We start from the raw sequence: 19,618 nt of genomic DNA on the forward strand, positions 1-19,618 counted from the left end.
GCTCGACGCAGAAGTAAAGATTAGCTCGACTTAATATTCCATGCAGTCGAGCATAGGCGGGATGGACGCATAGACAGGCATGTTGCAGACGGCTTTCATCCGAGCGCCGTTTTTTCTCTAAAGCCACATCTTCTACCAACCCAGAATTATTTGTGATTTGTCCGGCAACCTATGGTTCGGCACAAAGCATCAGGCGATCTTCTCGCAATGTGGAGGCCGTTTCGATTGGCGGAAACCTTTTGCCTGGACCCGAACAAGATGCGCCCTTCACGGCACCAGACGCTGGCCCATCAGTATGAGAGCTGGGGAAACATACGAGCCGATTTAGTCAGCAGGACGGGGCTAAAACGACAGGAGACAAGGATTTCTCATCCCCGGCATATGTTCCTAATGAACCTAAAAGGTGCTGCGCACCGTGGAGAAGACTTCATCGATGGACGTCGGATTTCTTTCTCGGCAAGGCGGCCAGGTTCGATAGTCTACATCCCCGCCGAGAGCGAGTGGACCGGCTGGGATGAGGGCGACGCAATTGCATCCTATTTGCTGGTATCAATCGAACGGGAATTTGCCGAACAGACTTTTGGAGGATCAACATTCTGCCGCGCGGCGGAACTGCCACCATGGATCGGTTTTCGTGACAGCACCATAGAAGCGGCACTGCAGAGAATAGCCGCCGAGCTCAGATATCCCGATCCGATCAGCGCGACGATGGTGGAGGGCCAGGTCGCGCAATTGTTCGTGCAGATGGTCAGGTTGAATCGAGCCGCCCATCAGCCGGCAAAGGGCGGTCTTTCGGCTTTCGATCTCAAGCGCGTGCTGGCAATGATTGAATCGTTGTCGGACGAAAGGCTCACGCTGGCCGAGCTGGCAAGAGAGCTTGGTATTAGCCGATATCATTTCAGCAGGGCTTTCAAGCAGTCGACGGGGATGACCCCGCATGCGTTCATCGCGCGGCGTCGATTGGAGCAGTCCGCGGAGATGCTTCGATCGACCAACTTGTCGGCGACCAGGATCGCGATGGAATGCGGCTTTGCCAGTTCAAGTCATTTGACAATCGCTTTCAAGCGAGCGTTCGGCGCCAATCCGATCGAGTTTCGACGCAAGTGCAAGACATAGAACCCGACGGTTTGGCTGATTTTAGCAAGGAATTGAAAAGTCCGACATCGCTGTAAAGCAAACTTGGCAGCAGCATGTATGAGAAGCGGCCGAATGGTTGGACGCGCCGCCCATGTCAGAGGCATGCCAAGTTTGTTGTGACCAAAGGCCGTCAGTCCGGTCCCGGGCGTTCCTCGGATTCCTGATCAGTACGCTGTCGGCGGCTGTCGGACGAAACGGCTATTACGTTGCATCCGCTTGGATCCTTGTCGAGGCGGGGTACGGAAGCACCAGTGTGGCGACGGTGCTTGCGATCGTCAGTTTGGCCGAACTCGTGGCGAGCCCTCTCGTCGGCGTGGCGGCGGACCGATTTGACCGGCGGCGTCTAGTTATCGCGGCAGACCTCACACGCTTTGTGATATTGCTCGCCACAGCTTGCGCCCTCCCTTACAAAGACACGTTTCTAATAATCTGCCTCTCGGCGGTCCTCTTCGCCTTTTGTGACCGTGTCGCTCTTACAGGTTCGCAGTCGGTGATCCCCGTCATGGTGCGGGGCGGCGATCTCATGGCCTCAAATTCCAATGTTTTTTTCGTCATGCAATTCGGCTGCCTCGGGGCGGCTCTGCTTTGCGGACCCTTGCTCAGCGAACGCTCCCCTGCCCTGGCGTTCACCGTCCTTGCTGTTTTCTTCCTTGTTTCAGCAATCAGCCTGTCCATGATACGGCTCGAGCCGGCGTCGGGCAGCTTCATAAGGGCCAGGAGCCCCGCCCTGGACATTGACGCGGGGCTACTGCGCCTCTTTGCGGTGTATGCGCTCTCATACGCGGGCGCGGTCCTGGTCAGCGTGATGGGGTCAGCCTTCATTTTAGAAGAACAAAGGGGCACCGCTGCCGATTTCGGCCACCTCGAAGCGACATGGTCGCTTGGCTCGCTGATCGGAGCAGTTCTTGCCGCTAAGCTGACACGAATAGTCTGTGCTCATGGACTGGATTTCGCCCTTTTGAGCTCATCTGCGCTCTCGCTGATGGCATTGCTAGTTATGCCCCTGCCGTGGTCGCTGATCGTCTTCGCCGCACTTGGGGTTCTGTACAATCTTGGGCGTGTCAGCGTTGAGGTCACATTGCAGTCGCGAGTATGCGATAGTGCAATAGGCAGAGCCAAAGGCGTCATGCATAGTTTCGCTGTGACGTTGGGGTTGTTCATTTTCAGCATCACTGCGGTTGTGGGAGATCATGTATCTCCTTCGACAGTCTTCTTTGGCTTCGGAGTGGCGCTCCTCATCAGTGCTTCTTTTTTGAGCAGAAGTGTCACGCAGCAAAAGGACGAACCGTGAGGTGGACGAGCTAGCAACAGACGCCGACGCCAAACGGGCAATCTTCGGGTCGCTGGCAGCGCTCTACCCGTGGACGAGACCTTTTCAGTCCCGACCGGTCCGCGACTATGCGTTCCGCCTCTTCGAAACGCCGGCTGCGGGTCCCATGCCAGAAATCCGGCTCCGGTCCTTCGCCAAACTGCTCGACCTCATCAGGAAGGCGGCGCGAAGAAACGGCTTGTCGGGGGACACCGCCGCGGAAATCTGCAGGGATTTCGAAAAGCGCCGCGTGTTGCAGACAGGTCCACATTTGTTTCTCCTGATGGAGCCCGAAGCCTACTACACGCATCTCTTCAGCCTCCTCGGCCTGTCGGCCCATGGCTGCTCGACCTATGTTTCCTACGCCGTTTCGACGGTGAGCCTGGTTGAAAAACCGCGCAAGGGGCCAGGCTGGCTCACCTTCGATGGGAAACCTATCAACGTGTTCGGCCTCAGCCGAAGCCGGATGATCGGATACAGCCTTCTGGCCGGGCCGGGATCCTACCGTTTCGAGATGGTTCCTGCGAAACCGAACGCTGAAGGAGACGCACTCGCGCTGCTTCGCAGCCTTCTGCCGAAATCGCAATTCGAGCGGCCAGCACATGCCATCAAGGCAGCCAATCTCAGCCTTTGGCCGAAGCTGTTCGGAAGCCGGATTGCCTTCCTCCAGATGGACGACGAGGATATCGCCGACTTGGTGGCAGACCATCTTTCAGACGAGGATTCCTGGCTACGAAAGGGGCTGATTGAAGACCCGAAGCTCGCTTCGAATATCCTGGCCGAGATCGACAGGCTGGCGGCCAGCCCCTGGAGCGGGTGGCTCGCACGCGGTACCGATTTCTTTTGGCTTTATGAAAACGGCAAGCGCCTGCCGCTGCGGCTGCGGGGCGGGGAGCTCGTACACCTGGCGACGGGAATGAAGGTGGCCCGATTCGCGGCCCCAGACATTCTTGAGCGACTTGCAAACCGCAGCCTGATCCCCAACCTTTTCCTCGTTTTCCTCGTCTTGTCGATCCTGCCCGGCGTGCGCGCGCTCGGAGGAAGTCATCAGCCTATTTACTATCCTCTGATGCGCTACATTTTGTGTCGCGCGCTCACGGCCTCGAACGCCGATCCGGATCTTCGACATGCGCTGGCAACGGACGATTTGCCGGCAGCGTGGGGGCACAGGGTAATTGAGTGCGAAGATGATCCGTTGGTTTGTTTGCGCGACACAACCTGCAAAGAGACCAGCCATATAATCGAGCGGATCGGTGATGTCTCGCTCATGAACGTGTGCGGAAGCATGAGGAGCTTTGTTTCCGACCCTTCTTGGCTCGAACTTCACAGACGACTTCAAGATCAAACGATCGCGCCCACTGATGCGGAATGGCGGTTTGCTGCGTCCTGATGAAGGCTCCTTTCCTGCAGAGGTTTTAGCGGCGCGCCCTTTCAATCCAAGGCCTGCCAATTGTTGAAGACCGGAGATAGTAAAGAGTGGGCCCACGCCGCTCGAACACCCATCGTGACGCGAAGATGTCTGGCAGGGCCTTGCAATGCCGGTGATAATGACGCTATATTGCGTCATAATTGTTGGCATCGTACGGAGATACCCCAATGGGCCTGGCACAGTATGCGGATGACGGGTTGTTCGCGCCCAAGAAGATCGCGGACGCTTTCCGAACCACGAGCGAGGAGATCGCGCGAACCGCGGGTCTAGGGAAAGACGCGGTTCAGCGCCGAGAGCGGGTGCGTTCAGACAAGACGCAGCGCCGCCTGCGCGAGATGGTAGAGATCGTGAACAAGGTCGAGCCACGATTTGGCTCCGCGCTCATGGCCTATGCTTGGTATCGCTCCGAGCCGCTGCCGGGATTTTCGGGGCAGACGGCCATGCAGCTCGTTCGTGAGGGACGGGCCGATGAGGTCCTCAACTTTATCGACGCGGTTGATGCGGGGGTTTACGCCTGAGCATCGCCGCGATCTCCTATTCGGGCCGGCTCTACCGCGCCCTCAACCCAGTGTATGCCCGCGAGCCCATGTCGGGACGCGGGGCCGAACTTTATGGAGGGCGTTTCAACGCCAAAGGGGTGCCGGCACTCTATGCGTCGACTTCGGTCCTGACGGCTTTGCGCGAAGCCAACCAGGTTGGCGATCTGCAGCCGACAACACTGGTTGGCTATCGTGCCGAGATCGAGGCCGTCTTCGATGCGGGCGACGCCACTGCTCTTGCCGCAATGGGCCTAGATGCGTCGACCCTCGCCGACCCGACATGGCGCGATCAGATGAGAGACCATGGCGAGGCGCATACACAGCGATTTGCCCGCGAGCTCGTCGCGCAAGGCTATAATGGCCTGCTCGTGCCGAGCTTTGCCAAGGGCGCCGCGATCGGCGACTTGAATCTCGTTTTATGGCGATGGGGTGACACTGCCCCGTCCAGGCTCGAGTTGATCGACGACGAGCACCGGCTCGGTTGATCTGGGTGACAGGTTCCTCGAAACTACCATGAGGACCGCAGTGAGCGGCAGGCCGAGGAAACGGTCGTTCCATGAAGCGGCAGGGCGGCGATTTCTCACCCGATCGGTGTTTTTCAAGGCGTATCCAGAATATCGAAGATTATGCCTCTCGAAGGGATGGCCGTGTGCATCAGTATTTTTTTGATGCTCACATGGCGAGTAATAGAGAGACATGGAAATTGTAGCTCACAGTCGTCCGGCTGTGGTGGCGTATGAGGACCTGCTGCGTCTTCATCTCAACGAAAGGCCTCCAATCTGGTCGGCACCATCGAGGCGCGACAGCGCAACGGACGAACCTATCTCTACGAGCGCTTCCGGATCGGGACCGAGGTGATGAGCCGGTATCTCGGCGAAGACAAACCGGAGCTACGTGCGCGCCTGGAACGCGCGGCCAGTTGCTGGACCTGCGCGCTTGCCGCGGCAGCTAAGGACGCCACCACCGATCAGGGTCGTCCCGCACGCCAGTATCTTTTCGACCTGCTGCTCAAGCCCGGCGAGGAGAACCTGTTCCGGCTCGACGCCAATCCAGCGACGCGCACCTATCATCTGCCGCTGATGCCGCTGCTTGCCGGCGACAATCCGATCACCAACAAGCAGTGAGCAAGTTCCTGCGTCTGACCGACACGCAGCTCTTCCTGTTGCGGCAATGGGCGGCGGGCATTTTCATCAACGAGATGGATGCAGGCTTCGCTGCCGCCATCGATTCGCGCGTCACCGAAGGTGCATCCAGTTCGCAGGCGCTAACTTGCTCCTACCGTGCTGGGCCTCACGAGGGGGGCGAGCCTTATCTCGCTGTAACGGAAGCTCCGAAAAATCCAGCTTCGAATTCGGCCCGCAGCTCGTCTTCGCGTCCGAGATACCGCGGCGAAAGATGCATCTGTTGGGCGGCGATCACGCCGGCCTGCCTGGCGATCGCGCCTGCCTGCGCGGCGGTCAGATGCTTTTTCGACGCTGCGAGGTCTCGGTCTTCCTCCAGGAACCCGGCTTCAATGAAAAGCTGATCGGCGCCGCGCGCCAAATTGGCGAGACGTGCGACGTTCTGCGGACCGAAGGCTAAATCGGTTGCATAGGCGATGCGTTGGCCAGGCGCACAGACCAGTGCCTGAGCCCGCAGCAGTTCCCCAAGCGTCACCTTCTTGCCCGCACTCGGCGTGAACTCGGTAGCCGCATCGGAGCCGCGTCGCACCGCCCGCTTGGCGTTTGTGAGCCACGGTCCGACGGGAAGACCAAGTTCGTCCAGACGCGACCTGTGCACGTTCACCCGCAGTTTTTCCTGGAAGGCAAAGGCCAAGCAAGGAATACCGTGATCGAGCGTAACTGCTTCGATCACGAACTCCGGATCGTCCAGGGGGAACTGAGTGCCCGGGTTCTGCCAGTCCTCCCGCGCGAAAGCCCTGCGCGCCCGGAAGGCGGCTGCGGTGGCAAAGCCTTCTTCTGTCCAGTCAGAGGCGAAGATCGTAAAGTCCTGCGAACGCTCATTGAGGAGGTTCCACGTGTAAGCCCTCAGCTTGGCCTCAACGGCATCGGCCAGTCCGGGCGGACCGATGATATGGACCTGCTTGTCACGATAGAGCGACACCCCGAGCACACGATCGAACCCGCTGAAGTGATCCATGTGCATGTGCGACACGAACACGTGCGAAACCCGAAGGATCTCACGTGGCGAAAGCGCCGACAGATCGCCGAGGTCAAACAGGACTGCCCTGTCGCCGAAGCGGAAGTCGAGAAGCAGTCCCGGGTCAGAAAACGGCTCGTTCACCAGGCGCGGCTGGACGAGAAGCGTCATGGAAGAGATGGCGACAGTTGCATCCTCCAGAAATTCAGGACGCGTACCGTTCGTTCCGTCGGCCGGTCCGAATAGGCGTAGCGACGCTTGGGAGGACTAATCAGAGCAAACTCTCACTTTTTGGGGTCTACCCTCTGTCAAGATGGCGCGACGGATGCGGGCGATGCCACTGTTCTTGCCGCAATGGACTTAGCCCCTCGCCGACCCGATATGGCGCGATCAGATGAGAGACAATTGCCCGCGAGCTCGTCGCGCAAGGCTATAATGGCCTGCTCGTGCCGAACTTCGCCAAGGGCGCCGTAATCGGCTACTTGAATCGCGTTCTATGGCGATGGGATGACACTGCCCCATCCTCACTCGAACTGATCGACGACGAGCACCGGATCGGTTGAGCAGGTGGGCGCTGCCCGCGGTTCCTCGGGCCTAACACCATCGACGTCGCGCGCCAGAACTGTTCGATCTCGGCAAGCTGCCAGCGCTTGTCGGCCAGTTCGTCCGAAAAGGCGCGAATGTCGCGCCCTCGCGCGAACGATAGGCCGCCGGACGCCGCTCGCCGAAGCGCTTGAACGAATGACGAGGCAGTTGACGCGACTTCGAACGGGTTCATGCTCGGCGGGCGCGGCCTGCTTCCCGACCCGACGGAGTCACATCATGCAGTGGTCCTACCAGATCCTCCGTGTCGGCGGCACCGAGATCCGCATCCACCTGACCTTCCTGCTGCTGCTCGCCTGGATCGGCATCGCCTATTACCAGGAGGGTGGAACGTCGGCTGCGATCGAGGGCGTCGGCTTCATCGTCGCCGTGTTCGCCTGCGTGGTATTGCATGAGCTCGGCCATGCCGCCGCTAGTCGCTACGGCATCCGAACTCCAAAGATCACGCTCTTGCCGATCGGCGGCGTCGCGGAGCTGGAGCGCCTGCCCGAGAAGCCGTCGGAAGAGATCGTAGTCGCGCTCGCTGGCCCGCTGGTCAATGTCGTCATTGCCTCTTTCCTCGTCCTCGCGCTCGGGCCACTGTCGGTGTCGACGCGCTGACATCGATGGATAACCCGCATGCCGCGTTGGTGGCTCGCCTTGTCGGTGTCAACATCTGGCTGGTCCTGTTCAACCTCATTCCGGCCTTTCCGATGGATGGCGGGCGCGTGCTGCGCGCCTTGCTCGCCACGCGCTACAACCGTGTGCGCGCGACAGAGATTGCAGGGACCGTTGGTCAGTTCGCCGCCTTCGCCTTCGCGCGTCGGTCTCGTTGTCGGCAACGTGCTGCTTATATTCGTTGCGATCTTCGTCTACCTCGCCGCCACGGCGGAAACCCAGGCGATGGGGCTCGAGGCGGCGGCGCGTGCCGTTAACGTCCGCGATGTCATGATCAGCCGGTTCGAAAGCCTGCCGTCGACCGCGACCCTCGACGAGGCGGCACAGGCGCTGTTGCGCACGACGCAACACGAGTTCCCGATCGTCGACGATGGCGGCAGGCTGCGCGGCGTGCTGACGCGTACGGGCCTTGTCGCTGGCCTGCAGCAGCGCGGCGCTCAGGCTCCTGTGATGGAGGCAATGGTGGCAAATATCCCGGTGGTACGCGATCATGAGAAGCTCTGCATTTTGATGAAGTTATACCAGACGGTGTAGATGGCGACCATGTGAACATGGTTTTCGAACTTCTTTGAAAACGCATTGGTAGGCGCGTGAAGCGGCGGTTCGCCATGCGCATGGTGAGATTGGCGCGCTCGATATGGGACGTGCTGACATGTTTCGGATCGGGATTGCCTTCGATCCGCGTCTTGGTCGCACCAGTGCAGACGGCCGGGCTATAGCGGCGCTCTGGCGACTTGTTGCTTTCCGGCTCGCCGTACTGCTTGACAAGCATGGCATAATCGATGTCGGCACCAAAGGGTTCCTCGACCGCATTGAGATAAGCGCGGTGGCCATCCGTGGTGAGCTGCACGCGATTGGCAAGACGGTCCTTCACGTCATCCATGAACGCCAGCGGATATTCGCCCTCGCGACCGACGAGCCGCGCGCCCGACAAGCCATAGGTATGTCCAATAGAAATCGCCCGCCATTGACGCTGAGCCCATCATTGGGATGCCGAGCCGATCGCGGCAATAGATCACCCGGAACCGCGAAGAGCTCGATGCGGGGAAGCGACGGCGTCATGGGTGCTGCCCTGCAACAGGTTCGATCGAACCGGCTCCCCACCCAACATCTTGCGTTTAGCCGGCGCCTGTTCGCCGGCCGTCTCGTTACTTTTCATCGCATTGAGGGACACTCAACTCTTCCCCGACCGCGGCGATCAGAGCAGATAGGCGGGCTCGCACCCGCGGAGACAGTTGAATGAGACGTTCGATAAGGCGCCGACCTTCCGGGCTGGCAATGAAGCCAATCCGATCGACCGGCAGCTGTGAAGGTTCATGATCCCTCCCCCCATTTTGCGGCAGACCTTCGAAGAAACGGCTAACCGGCACGCCCAGTGACTTGCCGATCTCGTAGATCATGGACGCACTTACGCGGTTTGTTGCATTCTCGTATTTTTGGAGCTGTTGACAGCTGATACCTATCGATCGGGCAAGCTGAGCCTGCGATACGTCCGACTGCACGCGAACAGTCGCGATCTGTCTGCCGACATGAAGATCGACCGGGTGAGGGTCGCGCCCGATCTTTGGCGCTGGTCTCGAGCGTTTCGGCTTCGACAATGCTTTCGATGCTCCACGAAGCCATTCTCGGGTAAAGGATCGTCGCAGGCGGAACTGGTTGGTGTCGATCTTCAGCGGAATTTGCATGCAGGCGGCACAATGATGGTGCCGGAATATCCGGAAATCGAGATTGCGGTGCCAAAGGTCCGAGAGCGGATCGTGAAACCGTCGAGAATATCTCGCGCTATATTTCCGGTGGCGGCGACTGGAACCAATCTGCCTGTTCCGGATGCGACAGCCTGATTTCCTCCACCAATCACGACGGGCAGAAGGTCTATCGTTTGGAGACATCCGCTTGCATCGTAACGACATGCTGCGACAATGCTTTGCCAAACTCCCGGCGGATCCCACTCGTTCTCGTCGGGATGGACGTGGAAGAGAAAATTGCCGAGACCATAAAAGATCGGCGAGCCGTTGTAGATTTCCACTGCCTGGAGCACGGGGGCGCCGTGGCTGACGAAGAGGTCAGCGCCGGCGTCGACGCACATCCGGGCAAAGGCCTGCACCCAGCGCGGCACATCCTGCCAACCAGGTTCCCAATGATGGTGGTGCAGATAGGCAATGACGAAGTCGCCTTGCGAGGCCGCCTGCCCGATGGCGCGCAAATGTATCTCCGCGCTTCGCGGGTCTATCTCGATCAGGCGACCGAAGTCGGCTGCCTGAGAGAATACGGTGCCGTAGAAATTGATGTCCTGGCCCGCCACTTCAGGGGGATCGTCCGGCTGCGCATAGTTGGTCAGTTCGAAGTGCGAACTTTGCAAGTGGTCGCCAAGCCTAGCCAGTCTCCGGAAATGCCCGTCCGGCACCGCAATCTTGCGCACTGTGGTCAGCCGGTTGACGCCAGGACGAGCAGGCCGGGAAGCGGTACGGTTTGCTGCATACATGTTGGCCGGGCCAGGGCCGGCATCGACCGCAAGCAGAGAAACCTGTCGATTACCCAGATGGCGCCGGCCGAGCTTCGCAGCATGTGTTTCGTCGATGCCGATCCCGGCGTGTAAGAACCCCCGCGCCTCAACTTCCTCCAGCGTGGACTGGATGCCGCAAGGGCCGAGGTCAAATGCGTGGTTGTTCGCCAAGGCAAGCGCGTTGAAGCCGACGTCTTGCAACGCGTCCAGCACCTCTGGCGCGGAGTAACCGAAGTATTGCCCTTGGTTGGCCAACCACCGTGTCGGCCGAGGATCGTCGATTCGAAATTGGTAAAGACGACGTCACCTTGTTGGAGGAAGCGTTCGATCTCGGGGAACCGCTCGGCTTGGACATGACGGATGTCATGCGTGATCAACGATTGGCCGGTTACGACCGCGCAAAAAGGGTCGATCATTGAACTCGCTCTGTGGGTTATAAAGGTATGGGGCTGACACGCTTTCAGCGCCAGATCGAAGTCGAAGCCGGTTCTTCGGCTATTTCGACAACGCTGGGGCGATATCGGCCTTGAACCACTTCAGGCTCAGCGCCTTGATTGTTCCGTCCCTGGTTGCCGCCTCGATCGCCGCATTGAACTTGTTGACCAGCTCGGTATCGTCCTTGCGCATACCGGCGCCCACGCCGGTCCCCAAAGGCCGCCCTTCAGTTCCGGACCGAAGAACACTGCACTCGAACCATCATGGGTTTCGAGGAAGTCGCGCCATGTGAAATAGTCAGCCAGACCGCCGTCGACACGCCCAGCAGCAACATCGAGCTTCAAATTGTCGAGGCTGTCATAGCTGCGAACCGTCACGACATCCCCGAGAAGCTGCTTCACCACAGCCTCAGAGTTCGATGAACGAAGGACACCAATGGCTTTGCCGCTTAGCGTCGATCTGACACGCTCAATAGTCGTCTTCTGCTTGTCACCCATGGTCGAGAGATTGACCTGTTCCTTGGTGTCGCCGGCATCGAGCCCAAGCTCCTTGCGCACGACGAATTGGTTGAAGCCGCTGGCGTAGGGGATCGAGAAGGCGATCTGCTGCTTGCGCTTGTCGGTGATGGCCATGCCGGACATGATCACGTCGTACTTGCCGACCAGCAGTGCGGGAATGATCCCGTCCCAATCCTGTGCGACGAAGCTGCATTTGACCTTCATGCGATTGCACAGTTCGAGACCGACATCGACATCGAACCCGTAAAGTTTGCCGTTCTCATCGGTCCCGTCCCAGGGCGGCGATGCGCCTTCGGTGGCGATCGATATCGTTCTTTCAGTCCCGGCCCGGGCGGGCAACGCTGGAATTACGCAAGCGATAGAAACAGCAATAGCTAAGCGAATGCGCATGAGGCACCTCATTTGTTTGGGTCGGTGGGAAGGCAGCAGCAAAGCTGCGGCGTCACGGCACTGGCGTGGTGATCCGGTGTCTCGGCAAGGCCGGTCGGAACCGCGCCTTGCGTCGTAGCTTTGAATGGTCGCCGGAGGAAAGTCGACGTTCCAGGAACTGGGTCGCTTTCACAGCGAGTGTCGTGAGCGCCAGATAGATCGCTCCAGCAACAATAAAGACCTCGTAGGGTGCGAACGTGGACGACACGAGTTGTCGGGCCATGCCGGTTATCTCGAGCAGCGTTACGGTGCTCGCCAGGGACGAGCCCTTGATCATCCCCACCACCTCGTTTCCGTAAGCCGGGAGCGATATCCTGAAAGCGACCGGGAAAGTGACAAGGCGAGCGATTTGGATGCGTTTCAGGCCAAGCGCTACGGCGGCCTCCACGACGCCCTTCGGCACGGACTGGAGGCCCCGGCATAGAATTTCGGTCGTGTGCGCTGCACTGTTTAGGGAGAAAGCGAGCAAGGCGCACCAGAACGGATCTCGCAGGACCACCCAAAAGACGCTCGCTCGAACGGCTTCGATCTGGCCCAGGCCGTAATAGAGCAGGAAGAGCTGTACGAGCATGGGCGTTCCGCGAATGACATAGGTGTAGGCCAGCACTGCGAGAGACAGGCCGGGCCGACCAAACGCGCGGGCAAAGGCCAGGGGAACTGACAACATGAAGCCCGCTGCCAGCGACAGGACCGTCAGGGTCAGGGTGAGGCCGACACCCGACGGCAGCACCATCATGGCCTCGAACATCAAGCTGAGGTTCATCGCGGAGCGCCCCTATCGACCAAGAGCGGGGTAGCGCCGCTCCGCCAAGCGGATCGACAGCAAGGTGAACGTCGTCAGAGAGAGATAAAGCGCGGATGCCGCTAGATAGAATGCCAACGGCGCGCGCAGCGATCCAGCGCCCACATAGGCAACACGCATGATGTCGGTCAGGCCGACGATCGAGACCAGGGCGGTGTCCTTGAAGAGCGATATCCAAAGATTGCCATAGGCGGGCAATGCCAACCGCAGCATCTGCGGTCCAATGACAAATGCCCACCGCTGCCAAGCATTTAATCCCAGCGACTTCGCCGCCTCAGTCTGTCCCGCAGGGACGGCCGCAATCGCCCCACGGAAGACTTCAGTGGCATAGCCGCTGAAGACAACCGTGAGCGCAATTACCCCAGCGGTAAAGGCATTCACTTCCACATATCGGCCGGCGATCTTGCTGGCAAGGGTGGTCCCCCGAAGTAGATGACCAGGATGATGAGGAGTTCTGGAACACCGCGAACGACCGTCGTGTAGGCCGTCACCGCAGGCTTGAAACGGGAAGCCGGAGAGCTCTTCGACATGGCCAACAGCAGCCCAATCACCGTGCCAAGAGACCCGCTAACAAGGCCGAGACTCACGGTAACCGAGAAAGCGGTAGCAAACTGAGCAGTAAAACCGCCCATTGGACTCTTCCATCGACTTTGGATTTCGCAATGATGGCGCGTACTCCGCGCGGCATTTCTCCGGGCTGATTGCCGGATACTACGAAATCAACTAGGGGATAACTGCATTTGTTTTGCAGAATTTCCCAAATCTATCGACACCGATTTTAGGTTCAATCTATAATTTTCAGAATTTTAGCGATAACGACGCATTATAGATGCGCCCTTTTTGCAACGCACAACTCGGACCAATGGATGCGCTAGCGATCTTGTCCAAAGGTGTTCCCATCCGTTGGCAATCAGTGTCCCACGAAATTGGACGGTTAGGCCTGAGGATCTAGAAGCCGTACACCCTCGCCCTTTTGACCAGCGGACAAAAATTCGACGCCAGCTTTTGTCAGAGCCGCCTCAATGGCTTGCAAAGTACTGATCCGGGAATCCACCTTGCCATTTTCCAGCCGGGCCAGCGCATTCAGCGACACAATTGCTTTGTCCGCAAGCTCCTGCTGCGACCAACCAAGCAAAGCCCGCGCGGCTCGAATCTGACGTGGACTGACCATGAGTCCACAATCGGCAGGCAGATACTCTCTGCCACATATAGGGTTATTTTATGCCTTGTAAGGTGTAATAAATGGCTTGTACCATCGACATTGCGGCCGGGCTCACACGGCAGTTCTCCTGTTCGAGGCGAAGGCGCGCATTTGAACACCACCTATGAAGGGCGCGAAATGGAGTTGCTGCAGAGCGGCCTGAAGCTCCGACAATTGCAGGTCTTTCGCGCGGTGCTGCGGGCCGGATCAACGAGGCAAGCAGCTATCGCGCTCGGGATTAGCCAACCTGCGGTGAGCCAGCACATCAAACAGCTTGAGGCGCTCCTCGGCATCGCGCTGTTTGAGAGATCGACCAACCGCATCCTTCCTTCGCGAGAGGCGTGGGAACTCCTGCGCAATGTCGACCTTGCGCTGACGTCCCTTGATCGTCTGGAAGCGTCGATCTTCGCGATGAAGAACGACGAGAGGCAACAAGTCGCAATCGCAGCACCTGCGGTCTTCGGTTTCGTGACCTTGCCGAAGGTCGTCGCGACAATCCATTCGAAGACTGGTGCCAGTGTCCGATCAATTTCAGGAAACTATCACCAGGTGGGCGAGCACATCCTGTCCGGTCGAGCGGACCTTGGCATCTCTCGGCTGCCTTTGGATCTTTGCCTGTTTGAGTGGGCGCCGCTCGGCTCGGCGCGCAACGTATGCATCTTTCATCCAAAGCACCGCTTCTCAAAGCAGGCTTGTGTCGAAGCGAACGACCTGGCAGGCGAAACGATCGTTGATATCGACCCCGAATTCGCGTCGCATCAAATGAACTTCAACGCCTTGCGCTTCGCTGGTGTCGAGCCGGACATACTGGTCGAGTATGACTCCAACGGTTACGAGGTCGGATTCGTTTCGGCCGGCCTCGGCGTCTCGATCACCAATGAGATAATCGCGCGTGAATATTCAGCGTTCGAGTTGGAAGCAAGACCGGTCGACCCATCGGCGCTCTATCACTACGTCGCCATCTGGCAGAGAGGCAGGCCGTTTTCCAGCACCCTTGAGGTCTCTCTCGACGCGATCCGATCGGCTTTCGCAGATTGTCTCCCGGCAAACGATATAGCTCCCGATATGGTTCGGCCTGCACTAGCGATCCGACGCTAAGCGTTTCGCTCATGCCTTGCTTTTGCAAAGCCGCGGTCCGTCGCCATGAAGCGCTCGAGCATCGGCACGATCAGGCGCACGGGATCGGCAGACGGCTGCCCCACTTCGCGTCCAAGGAGCTCAGCATATCTGGTAAGGTCGCGATGCAGTGGTGCTGGCAGTTCCACGGTGACTTTGACTGGTTTGTCGTCGACGATTGGTCCGAGTTTCAGCTTGGCCATTTTCAACCTCTATAGGATTCGAGCATAAGATCGCGGGTGACGATCACGCGAACCGGAAATCCCGGCCGAATGGTGAGCGTCGGCGCAATTTCGAGCTGACGTTGAACGACCTGCTGGCCGACCTGGCTGACGCTGTCGGAAGCGCCGCTGCGCAAGGCCCGCCCGATGTCACTCTCCTGACCGGACGAGCCAGCCTGCGCCCCAACGCTGAGTATGGTCGAGAGAGCGGCCGCCTTGAAGAGCTCGCTCCAGTGGTAGTCGACGCCGTCCTCCAGGCCGGCATAGCCCTGCCCGTCCGCGCCAGGTTGCCTCTCTAGAACAATCGAGCGGCCGTTCGGGAAGATGAGCCTGCTCCAAACGAGCAGCACGCGACGCTGCCCGAAACCAACCCCGCTGTCGTATTGACCGATGACGCGCGTCCCTTGCGGGATCAAAAGCGCCCGGCCTGTTGGGCTGTCATAGACATTCTCCGTCACCTGCGCGCTGATCTGACCGGGCAGGTCGGAGCGAATGCCAGTTATCAGAGCCGCTGGGATGACGGCGCCAGCCTGAAGAACATATGGCGATGCCGGAGGCATGACGCGATCGGGCGTCACCGTCTGTCGGTCGGCCGCCGCGTTCAGGAATGCCAGTTGGCGATCCTGCGCCGTCTGGCCTCCTGCCATGCCGGCTCCGGAGAGGTCCGGCACTGCGCTATTGCCGGGCCCCTCGGTCGCGGCTGCGGCCACCGCTCCCGTCTGGAAAAAGACACGCGACGTCCGGGCGGCCTCTTCTTCAGCCAGCCGGCGTTGCTCTGCCTCGTCGACCGTGGGGGGCGCGATTCTTGGCGGCACCACGGGCTGCCCTTTGTTCTGGGCGTCGAGTATCGGCCGCCCGAGATCGCCGGGCAGCGGCGGCCCAAGGACGGGGCCGGTATAATCGCGTGGCAGCCCAGCCAGGCCGTCGGCGGGCTGTCGATTGGAGGTCGAGTAGAGCTCCTTGCCGTCGGTGCCGATATCGCGGCTCTGAAGCGCATATATCAGTGCGCCTCCGACGCCCAGCGATGCAACGCAACCAATGCCTGCGAGCACTTTGCGTGACAGCCGGGTCACACGCGCCGGCTCGGCGCGCAGCCGCATCGGCTGAGCGGCGGTTTGGTTCTCGTTCATGCCCCCTGCCCTCCCTGTTGTCTCGGTACGTTCGTGACTTTCGGCGCCGCACCGAAGCCTGGCATCGGCGGCAGTCGACGGGTTGGTGCCCCATCACTACGCAAGATCCGGACGATCTGTTGGCGCTTGCCGCTGCCAAGACGCAGTTCAGCTGCGCCGAAGAGACGGTCGACGATCAGGACGTTTCCGAAGACACGGCTGTTGGCGATCTGGGCTTCGCCATCCGGACCAATGACGAAGATCGGTGGCATCTCGCCCTGCACGATCCCGCGCGGAAACTCGACGTAGACGCGCCTGCCATCGTCGTAGACGGCGACCGGCCGCCACGGTGGCGTGTCGCCGGTGAGGGCATATCGATAGTTGCGCGCGGTGAGGTCAGGGATGATTGGCGTCGCAAGGCTGGTCGGCTGGTGTCCGGCCGGCTTAACCGGATACGCCCATGCCACGGCCGGCATGTAAGGCTTTTGATCCGCCCGAAGCTCGATCATGTAGCTGCGACGGTCGGTGGTGATGACGAGGTTGGTGGTGATGTCGGCGCGCGAGGGCTTCACCAGTACATGGACGCGCCGCGTATCACCGGCACCGCTTTCGGTGTCGCCGATGATCCAGCGTGCAGTGTCGCCCGCTGCGATGGGCCCCGTGCCAGTAAGGCTCTCACCCGGCTCGAGCGCGATATCTGTTATCTGCCCGGGCGCGGCATAGACCTGGTAGAGGGCTCCTTCGCTCCAGGGATATATCTGGATGGCGTTGTAATAGCCCTCGCGCCGCGGCTGGACGCGGGCGGCGGCGTTGGCATTCTCGACACGCGCCGTCGGGGTATTGCCGGCGGCACCGCCATGCGTCGGCGACCAGCTCGGCGGCACATGCAGCGGTTTCGGCTTCTCACCAGTGGCGAGAGCCGGGACCGATGGCAAAGGTGGCACGAAGGCGTCATAGGCGATCTGGGGTGGCTTTTGAGATGTGGCACAGCCTCCGAGTATGGCCCCCGAAACCAAAACCGCCGCGCACGCGCGTCCATGAAAAGCAGGAGTGGTCAAAACACGGAATGCCAGCTTCATTGGGTCATCTCCCGCGACCAGTTGATGGCGTTGACGTAGATGCCGAGCGGATTGGCCCGAAGCCGGTCAGCGTCGTTTGGCGGCTGGATCACGATCGTCAGGATGGCGGTCCAGTGCTCGGTGACGGAAAGTCGGCCGTCTTCGTAATGACGCTCGGTCCAGGCGACGCGGAAGGAAGCCGCAGAAGCGCGGATGACCGAGGACACTTCGATCGCGACCTGCTGCTTGCCGATCTTGGCGAAGGGTTCGTTGGCGCGGGCATAGTCGTTTAGCGCCGCAGCACCTTGGTCGGTGGTCCATTCATAGGCGCGCAGCCAGTTCTGGCGCACGATGATCGGATCGGCCGGGATCGATCGGACCTGTTCGACGAAGCGGGCAAGATGCCATGCTATTTGAGGATCGGTCGGCTTGTAGTCGGCGGCCGCAGGCGCGACCGTCTGCGCCTGTCCGAGCGTATCGACTTGCACGACCCATGGCACGACCGTGCCTCGGCTCGATTGCCACACGAATGAGCCGGCAAGGCCAGCCGACAGGATCAGCGATCCGAAGGCCATAATGCGCCAGTTCCTTGCCTGCACGCGGGCCGAACCGATGCGCTCGTCCCAAACCTGCGCTGCTTTCTGGTAAGGCGTTTCCGGTTGTGGTGTCTTGCCGTAGTGAACGGCGGGGCGTTTGAAGATGTTCATAGATCACTTGCCTTCAGAAAGAGAAATGGAGGTTCCGCTGCCGTTGGCCTCGCCTGAGCGCACGGCATGGGCAGTGGTTTGGACGCCGTGAGACAGGCGCTGGGATCGCTGCATGCGTTTGGCCCAGTCAGGTGGGCTTTGGGCCTCGGCCCTGGCCTGAGTGGCGCGGCCGAAAGAAGGATGGTTAGCCGAAGCGGCGGGCCCGCCCAGCGTTCCCAGAGTCGACGATCCGCCGGTGGACTCGACGGCAAAATTGACGCCGGATGTGAAAGTTGACTTCATCGATTGACTGGCCTGAGCGGCGGCGCGCCTAAGCGGCGAGGCAGCGGCCGACATGCCGGCGCTTGCAACGCCGCTCAGGCCTGAGGCGACACCGGCGGCGCCAGTCTGGCCGATAGAGCCTAAGGTATAGGCAGTCGATGCGCCCCCGGCCAAGTACGAGCCGCCTCGGGCCGCAGATGTCGCTCCAGAGAAAGCCGCCGCTCCGCCCCTCGTCGCGAGGCCGGCAGCCGCGCCAGCGATGAGCCCCATGCCGCCAGCGGCGAGGCCGGTGCCGACGGCAGCACCTGCGCCAGCTGCGGTCCGCCGGAGACGAGGCCGTTGGCTATGCCGGGGCCAAAGATGCCGAGACCGAGCAGCGATAAGGCCGCCAGCACGATCGCCATGGCTTGATCGATTGTTGGGTTTTCGCCACCGAAGCCTTGGGTGAACTCGCTGAAGAGCGTCGAGCCGATGCCAATGACGACGGCAAGAACAAGCACCTTGATACCGGAGGAGATGACGTTGCCGAGCACGCGTTCGGCCATGAATGCCGTCTTGCCGAACAGGCCGAAAGGGATCAGGACGAAGCCTGCGAGCGTCGACAGCTTGAATTCGATCAGCGTGACGAAGAGCTGCACTGCCAGGATAAAAAAGGCCAGCAGGACGAGCGCCCAGGCGAAGAGCAGGCAAGCGATCTGGATGAAGTTTTCGAAAAAGGACACATAGCCCATCAACCCCGAGATCGCCTCGAGCAATGGTCGTCCGGCGTCGAGCCCGGTCTGCGCCACCTTGCCAGGCCGCAGCAGGTCCTGCACTGAGAAGCCGGTGCCGCTTGCCTTGAGGCCGAGGCCGGAGAAGCTTTCGAAGACGATCCGGGCAAGGCTGTTCCAGTTGGAGATCAGATAGGCGAAGACGCCGACGAAAAGAGTCTTCTTGACGAGCCGCGCGAGGATGTCGTCATCGACGCCCCAACTCCAGAAAAGTGCGGCGAGCGTCACGTCAATGACAATGAGCGTGGTGGCGATGAATGCGACTTCGCCGCCAAGCAGGCCGAAGCCGCTGTCGATGTAACGGGTAAATGTGCCGAGGAACTGATCAATGACGCCGGTGCCACCCATGCCTATCGCGCCCCCTGCCCGGTCGCATCCGGCGAGTGCGGCAAGGCCAACCCGGGCGCGGCGTTACCCGATGGCGGATTGAAGCCAAGGAAGCGATCGCGCTGTTCGGTCCACAATCGCGAGCAATCGCGATCGAGCAAGGCAGCCTCGCCGAGGCTCTGGCAGCGGCGAAGACCCTCGCGAAGCGCACTCGGCGCTGGGAACGCTGGCGGGCGGACGGATCCAGGCGATGTTTCCTTCTTGCGGGTCATTTCGAGCGCGGTCGCCGTCACGGCGAACGCGACGAAGATGACGCCGGCGATGCGAACGAGGGTCTTGCCATCCATG

Annotated in this window: 23 protein-coding genes and 4 pseudogenes; 11 read left to right on the plus strand and 16 right to left on the minus strand. The window is 60.3% G+C overall.

Going from position 1 to position 19,618, the window contains the following annotated elements; translation table 11 throughout:
• Nucleotides 1–225 precede the first annotated feature (225 nt).
• The 7 genes and pseudogenes from O7A05_RS23560 to O7A05_RS34480 form a co-directional block, all read left to right on the plus strand.
• Nucleotides 226–1,116 (plus strand): helix-turn-helix transcriptional regulator, encoded by an 891-nt coding sequence (locus O7A05_RS23560; RefSeq protein ID WP_027164791.1) that lies wholly within the window; start codon nucleotides 226–228, stop codon nucleotides 1,114–1,116.
• 112 nt (nucleotides 1,117–1,228) lie between these two features.
• The gene (locus O7A05_RS23565; protein ID WP_337095332.1) at nucleotides 1,229–2,428 is read left to right on the plus strand and encodes an MFS transporter; all 1,200 of its coding nucleotides are present in this window, start codon (nucleotides 1,229–1,231) and stop codon (nucleotides 2,426–2,428) included.
• Between the two features lies 1 nt (nucleotide 2,429).
• Complete coding sequence (locus O7A05_RS23570) at nucleotides 2,430–3,836, plus strand: hypothetical protein (protein WP_337095333.1); 1,407 nt, start codon at nucleotides 2,430–2,432, stop codon at nucleotides 3,834–3,836.
• A 206-nt stretch (nucleotides 3,837–4,042) separates the two neighbouring features.
• Nucleotides 4,043–4,393, plus strand: coding sequence for an antitoxin Xre/MbcA/ParS toxin-binding domain-containing protein (locus O7A05_RS23575; protein WP_027164788.1), 351 nt, complete (start codon nucleotides 4,043–4,045; stop codon nucleotides 4,391–4,393).
• 11 nt (nucleotides 4,394–4,404) lie between these two features.
• Nucleotides 4,405–4,899, plus strand: a complete 495-nt coding sequence (locus tag O7A05_RS23580; RefSeq protein WP_337095368.1) for an RES family NAD+ phosphorylase — start codon at nucleotides 4,405–4,407, stop codon at nucleotides 4,897–4,899.
• 372 nt (nucleotides 4,900–5,271) lie between these two features.
• Nucleotides 5,272–5,538, plus strand: coding sequence for a hypothetical protein (locus tag O7A05_RS23585; RefSeq protein ID WP_337095334.1), 267 nt, complete (start codon nucleotides 5,272–5,274; stop codon nucleotides 5,536–5,538).
• Nucleotides 5,535–5,585, plus strand: a pseudogene (locus O7A05_RS34480) (hypothetical protein); the annotation flags it as partial. The gene O7A05_RS23585 and the pseudogene O7A05_RS34480, both read left to right, overlap by 4 nt.
• Nucleotides 5,586–5,722: 137 nt before the next feature.
• Here the strand turns inward: O7A05_RS34480 and O7A05_RS23590 are convergent.
• Nucleotides 5,723–6,724 carry a ribonuclease Z gene (locus tag O7A05_RS23590; RefSeq protein WP_337095335.1) on the minus strand — a complete coding sequence of 334 codons (1,002 nt, stop codon included), beginning with the start codon at nucleotides 6,722–6,724 and terminating at the stop codon, nucleotides 5,723–5,725.
• 651 nt (nucleotides 6,725–7,375) lie between these two features.
• On the opposite strand from O7A05_RS23590, the gene O7A05_RS23595 reads away from it, so the two are divergent.
• Genes O7A05_RS23595 through O7A05_RS23600 form a run of 3 tightly spaced genes read left to right on the plus strand, consistent with a single transcriptional unit; the run spans nucleotide 7,376 to nucleotide 8,347 of the window.
• Nucleotides 7,376–7,756 carry a site-2 protease family protein gene (locus O7A05_RS23595; protein ID WP_337095336.1) on the plus strand — a complete coding sequence of 127 codons (381 nt, stop codon included), beginning with the start codon at nucleotides 7,376–7,378 and terminating at the stop codon, nucleotides 7,754–7,756.
• Nucleotides 7,757–7,761: 5 nt separating this feature from the next.
• On the plus strand, nucleotides 7,762–8,070 hold the full coding sequence (locus O7A05_RS34485) for a site-2 protease family protein (RefSeq protein ID WP_415927045.1): 309 nt from the start codon (nucleotides 7,762–7,764) through the stop codon (nucleotides 8,068–8,070).
• A 13-nt stretch (nucleotides 8,071–8,083) separates the two neighbouring features.
• On the plus strand, nucleotides 8,084–8,347 hold the full coding sequence (locus O7A05_RS23600; RefSeq protein ID WP_337095369.1) for a CBS domain-containing protein: 264 nt from the start codon (nucleotides 8,084–8,086) through the stop codon (nucleotides 8,345–8,347).
• Here O7A05_RS23600 and O7A05_RS23605 read toward each other — a convergent pair.
• From O7A05_RS23605 to O7A05_RS23645, 8 genes and pseudogenes are all read right to left on the minus strand, one after another.
• Nucleotides 8,317–8,726: pseudogene (locus O7A05_RS23605) on the minus strand (IS1 family transposase); the annotation flags it as partial. The gene O7A05_RS23600 and the pseudogene O7A05_RS23605 overlap by 31 nt on opposite strands.
• 235 nt (nucleotides 8,727–8,961) lie before the next feature.
• Nucleotides 8,962–9,498: a helix-turn-helix domain-containing protein gene (locus O7A05_RS23610; protein ID WP_337095337.1), complete on the minus strand. Its 537-nt coding sequence runs from the start codon at nucleotides 9,496–9,498 to the stop codon at nucleotides 8,962–8,964.
• Nucleotides 9,483–10,732, minus strand: a pseudogene (locus O7A05_RS23615) (CapA family protein). The gene O7A05_RS23610 and the pseudogene O7A05_RS23615 overlap by 16 nt, the downstream one beginning before the upstream one ends.
• Before the next feature lie 79 nt (nucleotides 10,733–10,811).
• Nucleotides 10,812–11,659 (minus strand): annotated as a pseudogene (locus O7A05_RS23630) (transporter substrate-binding domain-containing protein).
• A 52-nt stretch (nucleotides 11,660–11,711) separates the two neighbouring features.
• Nucleotides 11,712–12,461, minus strand: a complete 750-nt coding sequence (locus O7A05_RS23635; RefSeq protein WP_337095341.1) for an ABC transporter permease — start codon at nucleotides 12,459–12,461, stop codon at nucleotides 11,712–11,714.
• A 12-nt stretch (nucleotides 12,462–12,473) separates the two neighbouring features.
• Nucleotides 12,474–12,881, minus strand: coding sequence for an ABC transporter permease subunit (locus O7A05_RS34490; RefSeq protein WP_415927046.1), 408 nt, complete (start codon nucleotides 12,879–12,881; stop codon nucleotides 12,474–12,476).
• Complete coding sequence (locus O7A05_RS34495) at nucleotides 12,878–13,132, minus strand: ABC transporter permease subunit (protein WP_415927047.1); 255 nt, start codon at nucleotides 13,130–13,132, stop codon at nucleotides 12,878–12,880. The genes O7A05_RS34490 and O7A05_RS34495 overlap by 4 nt, the downstream gene beginning before the upstream one ends.
• Nucleotides 13,133–13,434: 302 nt before the next feature.
• Nucleotides 13,435–13,671, minus strand: a complete 237-nt coding sequence (locus O7A05_RS23645; RefSeq protein WP_240564938.1) for a helix-turn-helix domain-containing protein — start codon at nucleotides 13,669–13,671, stop codon at nucleotides 13,435–13,437.
• Nucleotides 13,672–13,839: 168 nt separating this feature from the next.
• Between O7A05_RS23645 and O7A05_RS23650 the strand changes: the two genes are divergently transcribed.
• On the plus strand, nucleotides 13,840–14,799 hold the full coding sequence (locus O7A05_RS23650; protein ID WP_337095370.1) for a LysR family transcriptional regulator: 960 nt from the start codon (nucleotides 13,840–13,842) through the stop codon (nucleotides 14,797–14,799).
• Here the strand turns inward: O7A05_RS23650 and O7A05_RS23655 are convergent.
• From O7A05_RS23655 to trbK-alt, 7 genes are all read right to left on the minus strand, one after another.
• A complete protein-coding gene (locus O7A05_RS23655; protein WP_337095342.1) occupies nucleotides 14,796–15,020 on the minus strand; it encodes a DUF2274 domain-containing protein in 225 nt (74 codons plus the stop codon). The two genes, O7A05_RS23650 and O7A05_RS23655, sit on opposite strands and share 4 nt — an antisense overlap.
• 2 nt (nucleotides 15,021–15,022) lie before the next feature.
• Entirely contained in the window at nucleotides 15,023–16,168 is a 1,146-nt protein-coding gene (locus O7A05_RS23660; RefSeq protein WP_337095343.1) for a TraB/TrbI/VirB10 family type IV secretion system protein, read from the minus strand.
• On the minus strand, nucleotides 16,165–17,226 hold the full coding sequence (gene trbG / locus O7A05_RS23665; protein WP_337095344.1) for a P-type conjugative transfer protein TrbG: 1,062 nt from the start codon (nucleotides 17,224–17,226) through the stop codon (nucleotides 16,165–16,167). The genes O7A05_RS23660 and trbG overlap by 4 nt, the downstream gene beginning before the upstream one ends.
• Nucleotides 17,223–17,912 (minus strand): conjugal transfer protein TrbF, encoded by a 690-nt coding sequence (trbF, locus tag O7A05_RS23670; protein ID WP_337095345.1) that lies wholly within the window; start codon nucleotides 17,910–17,912, stop codon nucleotides 17,223–17,225. The genes trbG and trbF overlap by 4 nt, the downstream gene beginning before the upstream one ends.
• A gap of 3 nt (nucleotides 17,913–17,915) precedes the next feature.
• Nucleotides 17,916–18,248 carry a TrbL/VirB6 family protein gene (locus tag O7A05_RS23675; RefSeq protein WP_337095346.1) on the minus strand — a complete coding sequence of 111 codons (333 nt, stop codon included), beginning with the start codon at nucleotides 18,246–18,248 and terminating at the stop codon, nucleotides 17,916–17,918.
• Nucleotides 18,249–18,313: 65 nt separating this feature from the next.
• Nucleotides 18,314–19,291 carry a P-type conjugative transfer protein TrbL gene (gene trbL / locus O7A05_RS23680; protein WP_337095347.1) on the minus strand — a complete coding sequence of 326 codons (978 nt, stop codon included), beginning with the start codon at nucleotides 19,289–19,291 and terminating at the stop codon, nucleotides 18,314–18,316.
• Between the two features lie 2 nt (nucleotides 19,292–19,293).
• Nucleotides 19,294–19,617: a putative entry exclusion protein TrbK-alt gene (trbK-alt, locus tag O7A05_RS23685; RefSeq protein WP_337095348.1), complete on the minus strand. Its 324-nt coding sequence runs from the start codon at nucleotides 19,615–19,617 to the stop codon at nucleotides 19,294–19,296.
• Between the last annotated feature and the right edge of the window lies 1 nt (nucleotide 19,618).

The sequence above is a fragment of the Mesorhizobium argentiipisi (SeqCode) genome, assembly GCF_037179585.1.
Lineage (GTDB): Bacteria > Pseudomonadota > Alphaproteobacteria > Rhizobiales > Rhizobiaceae > Mesorhizobium > Mesorhizobium argentiipisi.

What these genes read in the sequence shown, in the direction of transcription:
- O7A05_RS23600 (WP_337095369.1), top strand. Translation starts at nt 8,084, where the DNA reads ATGATCAGCCGGTTCGAAAGCCTGCCGTCGACCGCGACCCTCGACGAG.
- O7A05_RS23585 (WP_337095334.1), top strand. Translation starts at nt 5,272, where the DNA reads ATGAGCCGGTATCTCGGCGAAGACAAACCGGAGCTACGTGCGCGCCTG.
- O7A05_RS34495 (WP_415927047.1), bottom strand. Translation starts at nt 13,132, where the DNA reads ATGGGCGGTTTTACTGCTCAGTTTGCTACCGCTTTCTCGGTTACCGTG.
- O7A05_RS23675 (WP_337095346.1), bottom strand. Translation starts at nt 18,248, where the DNA reads ATGTCGGCCGCTGCCTCGCCGCTTAGGCGCGCCGCCGCTCAGGCCAGT.
- trbG (WP_337095344.1), bottom strand. Translation starts at nt 17,226, where the DNA reads ATGAAGCTGGCATTCCGTGTTTTGACCACTCCTGCTTTTCATGGACGC.
- O7A05_RS34485 (WP_415927045.1), top strand. Translation starts at nt 7,762, where the DNA reads ATGGATAACCCGCATGCCGCGTTGGTGGCTCGCCTTGTCGGTGTCAAC.
- O7A05_RS23660 (WP_337095343.1), bottom strand. Translation starts at nt 16,168, where the DNA reads ATGAACGAGAACCAAACCGCCGCTCAGCCGATGCGGCTGCGCGCCGAG.
- O7A05_RS23610 (WP_337095337.1), bottom strand. Translation starts at nt 9,498, where the DNA reads ATGCAAATTCCGCTGAAGATCGACACCAACCAGTTCCGCCTGCGACGA.
- O7A05_RS23595 (WP_337095336.1), top strand. Translation starts at nt 7,376, where the DNA reads ATGCAGTGGTCCTACCAGATCCTCCGTGTCGGCGGCACCGAGATCCGC.
- O7A05_RS23635 (WP_337095341.1), bottom strand. Translation starts at nt 12,461, where the DNA reads ATGAACCTCAGCTTGATGTTCGAGGCCATGATGGTGCTGCCGTCGGGT.
- trbF (WP_337095345.1), bottom strand. Translation starts at nt 17,912, where the DNA reads ATGAACATCTTCAAACGCCCCGCCGTTCACTACGGCAAGACACCACAA.
- trbL (WP_337095347.1), bottom strand. Translation starts at nt 19,291, where the DNA reads ATGGGTGGCACCGGCGTCATTGATCAGTTCCTCGGCACATTTACCCGT.
- O7A05_RS23645 (WP_240564938.1), bottom strand. Translation starts at nt 13,671, where the DNA reads ATGGTCAGTCCACGTCAGATTCGAGCCGCGCGGGCTTTGCTTGGTTGG.
- O7A05_RS23650 (WP_337095370.1), top strand. Translation starts at nt 13,840, where the DNA reads ATGGAGTTGCTGCAGAGCGGCCTGAAGCTCCGACAATTGCAGGTCTTT.
- O7A05_RS23655 (WP_337095342.1), bottom strand. Translation starts at nt 15,020, where the DNA reads ATGGCCAAGCTGAAACTCGGACCAATCGTCGACGACAAACCAGTCAAA.
- trbK-alt (WP_337095348.1), bottom strand. Translation starts at nt 19,617, where the DNA reads ATGGATGGCAAGACCCTCGTTCGCATCGCCGGCGTCATCTTCGTCGCG.
- O7A05_RS23565 (WP_337095332.1), top strand. Translation starts at nt 1,229, where the DNA reads ATGTCAGAGGCATGCCAAGTTTGTTGTGACCAAAGGCCGTCAGTCCGG.
- O7A05_RS23590 (WP_337095335.1), bottom strand. Translation starts at nt 6,724, where the DNA reads ATGACGCTTCTCGTCCAGCCGCGCCTGGTGAACGAGCCGTTTTCTGAC.
- O7A05_RS23575 (WP_027164788.1), top strand. Translation starts at nt 4,043, where the DNA reads ATGGGCCTGGCACAGTATGCGGATGACGGGTTGTTCGCGCCCAAGAAG.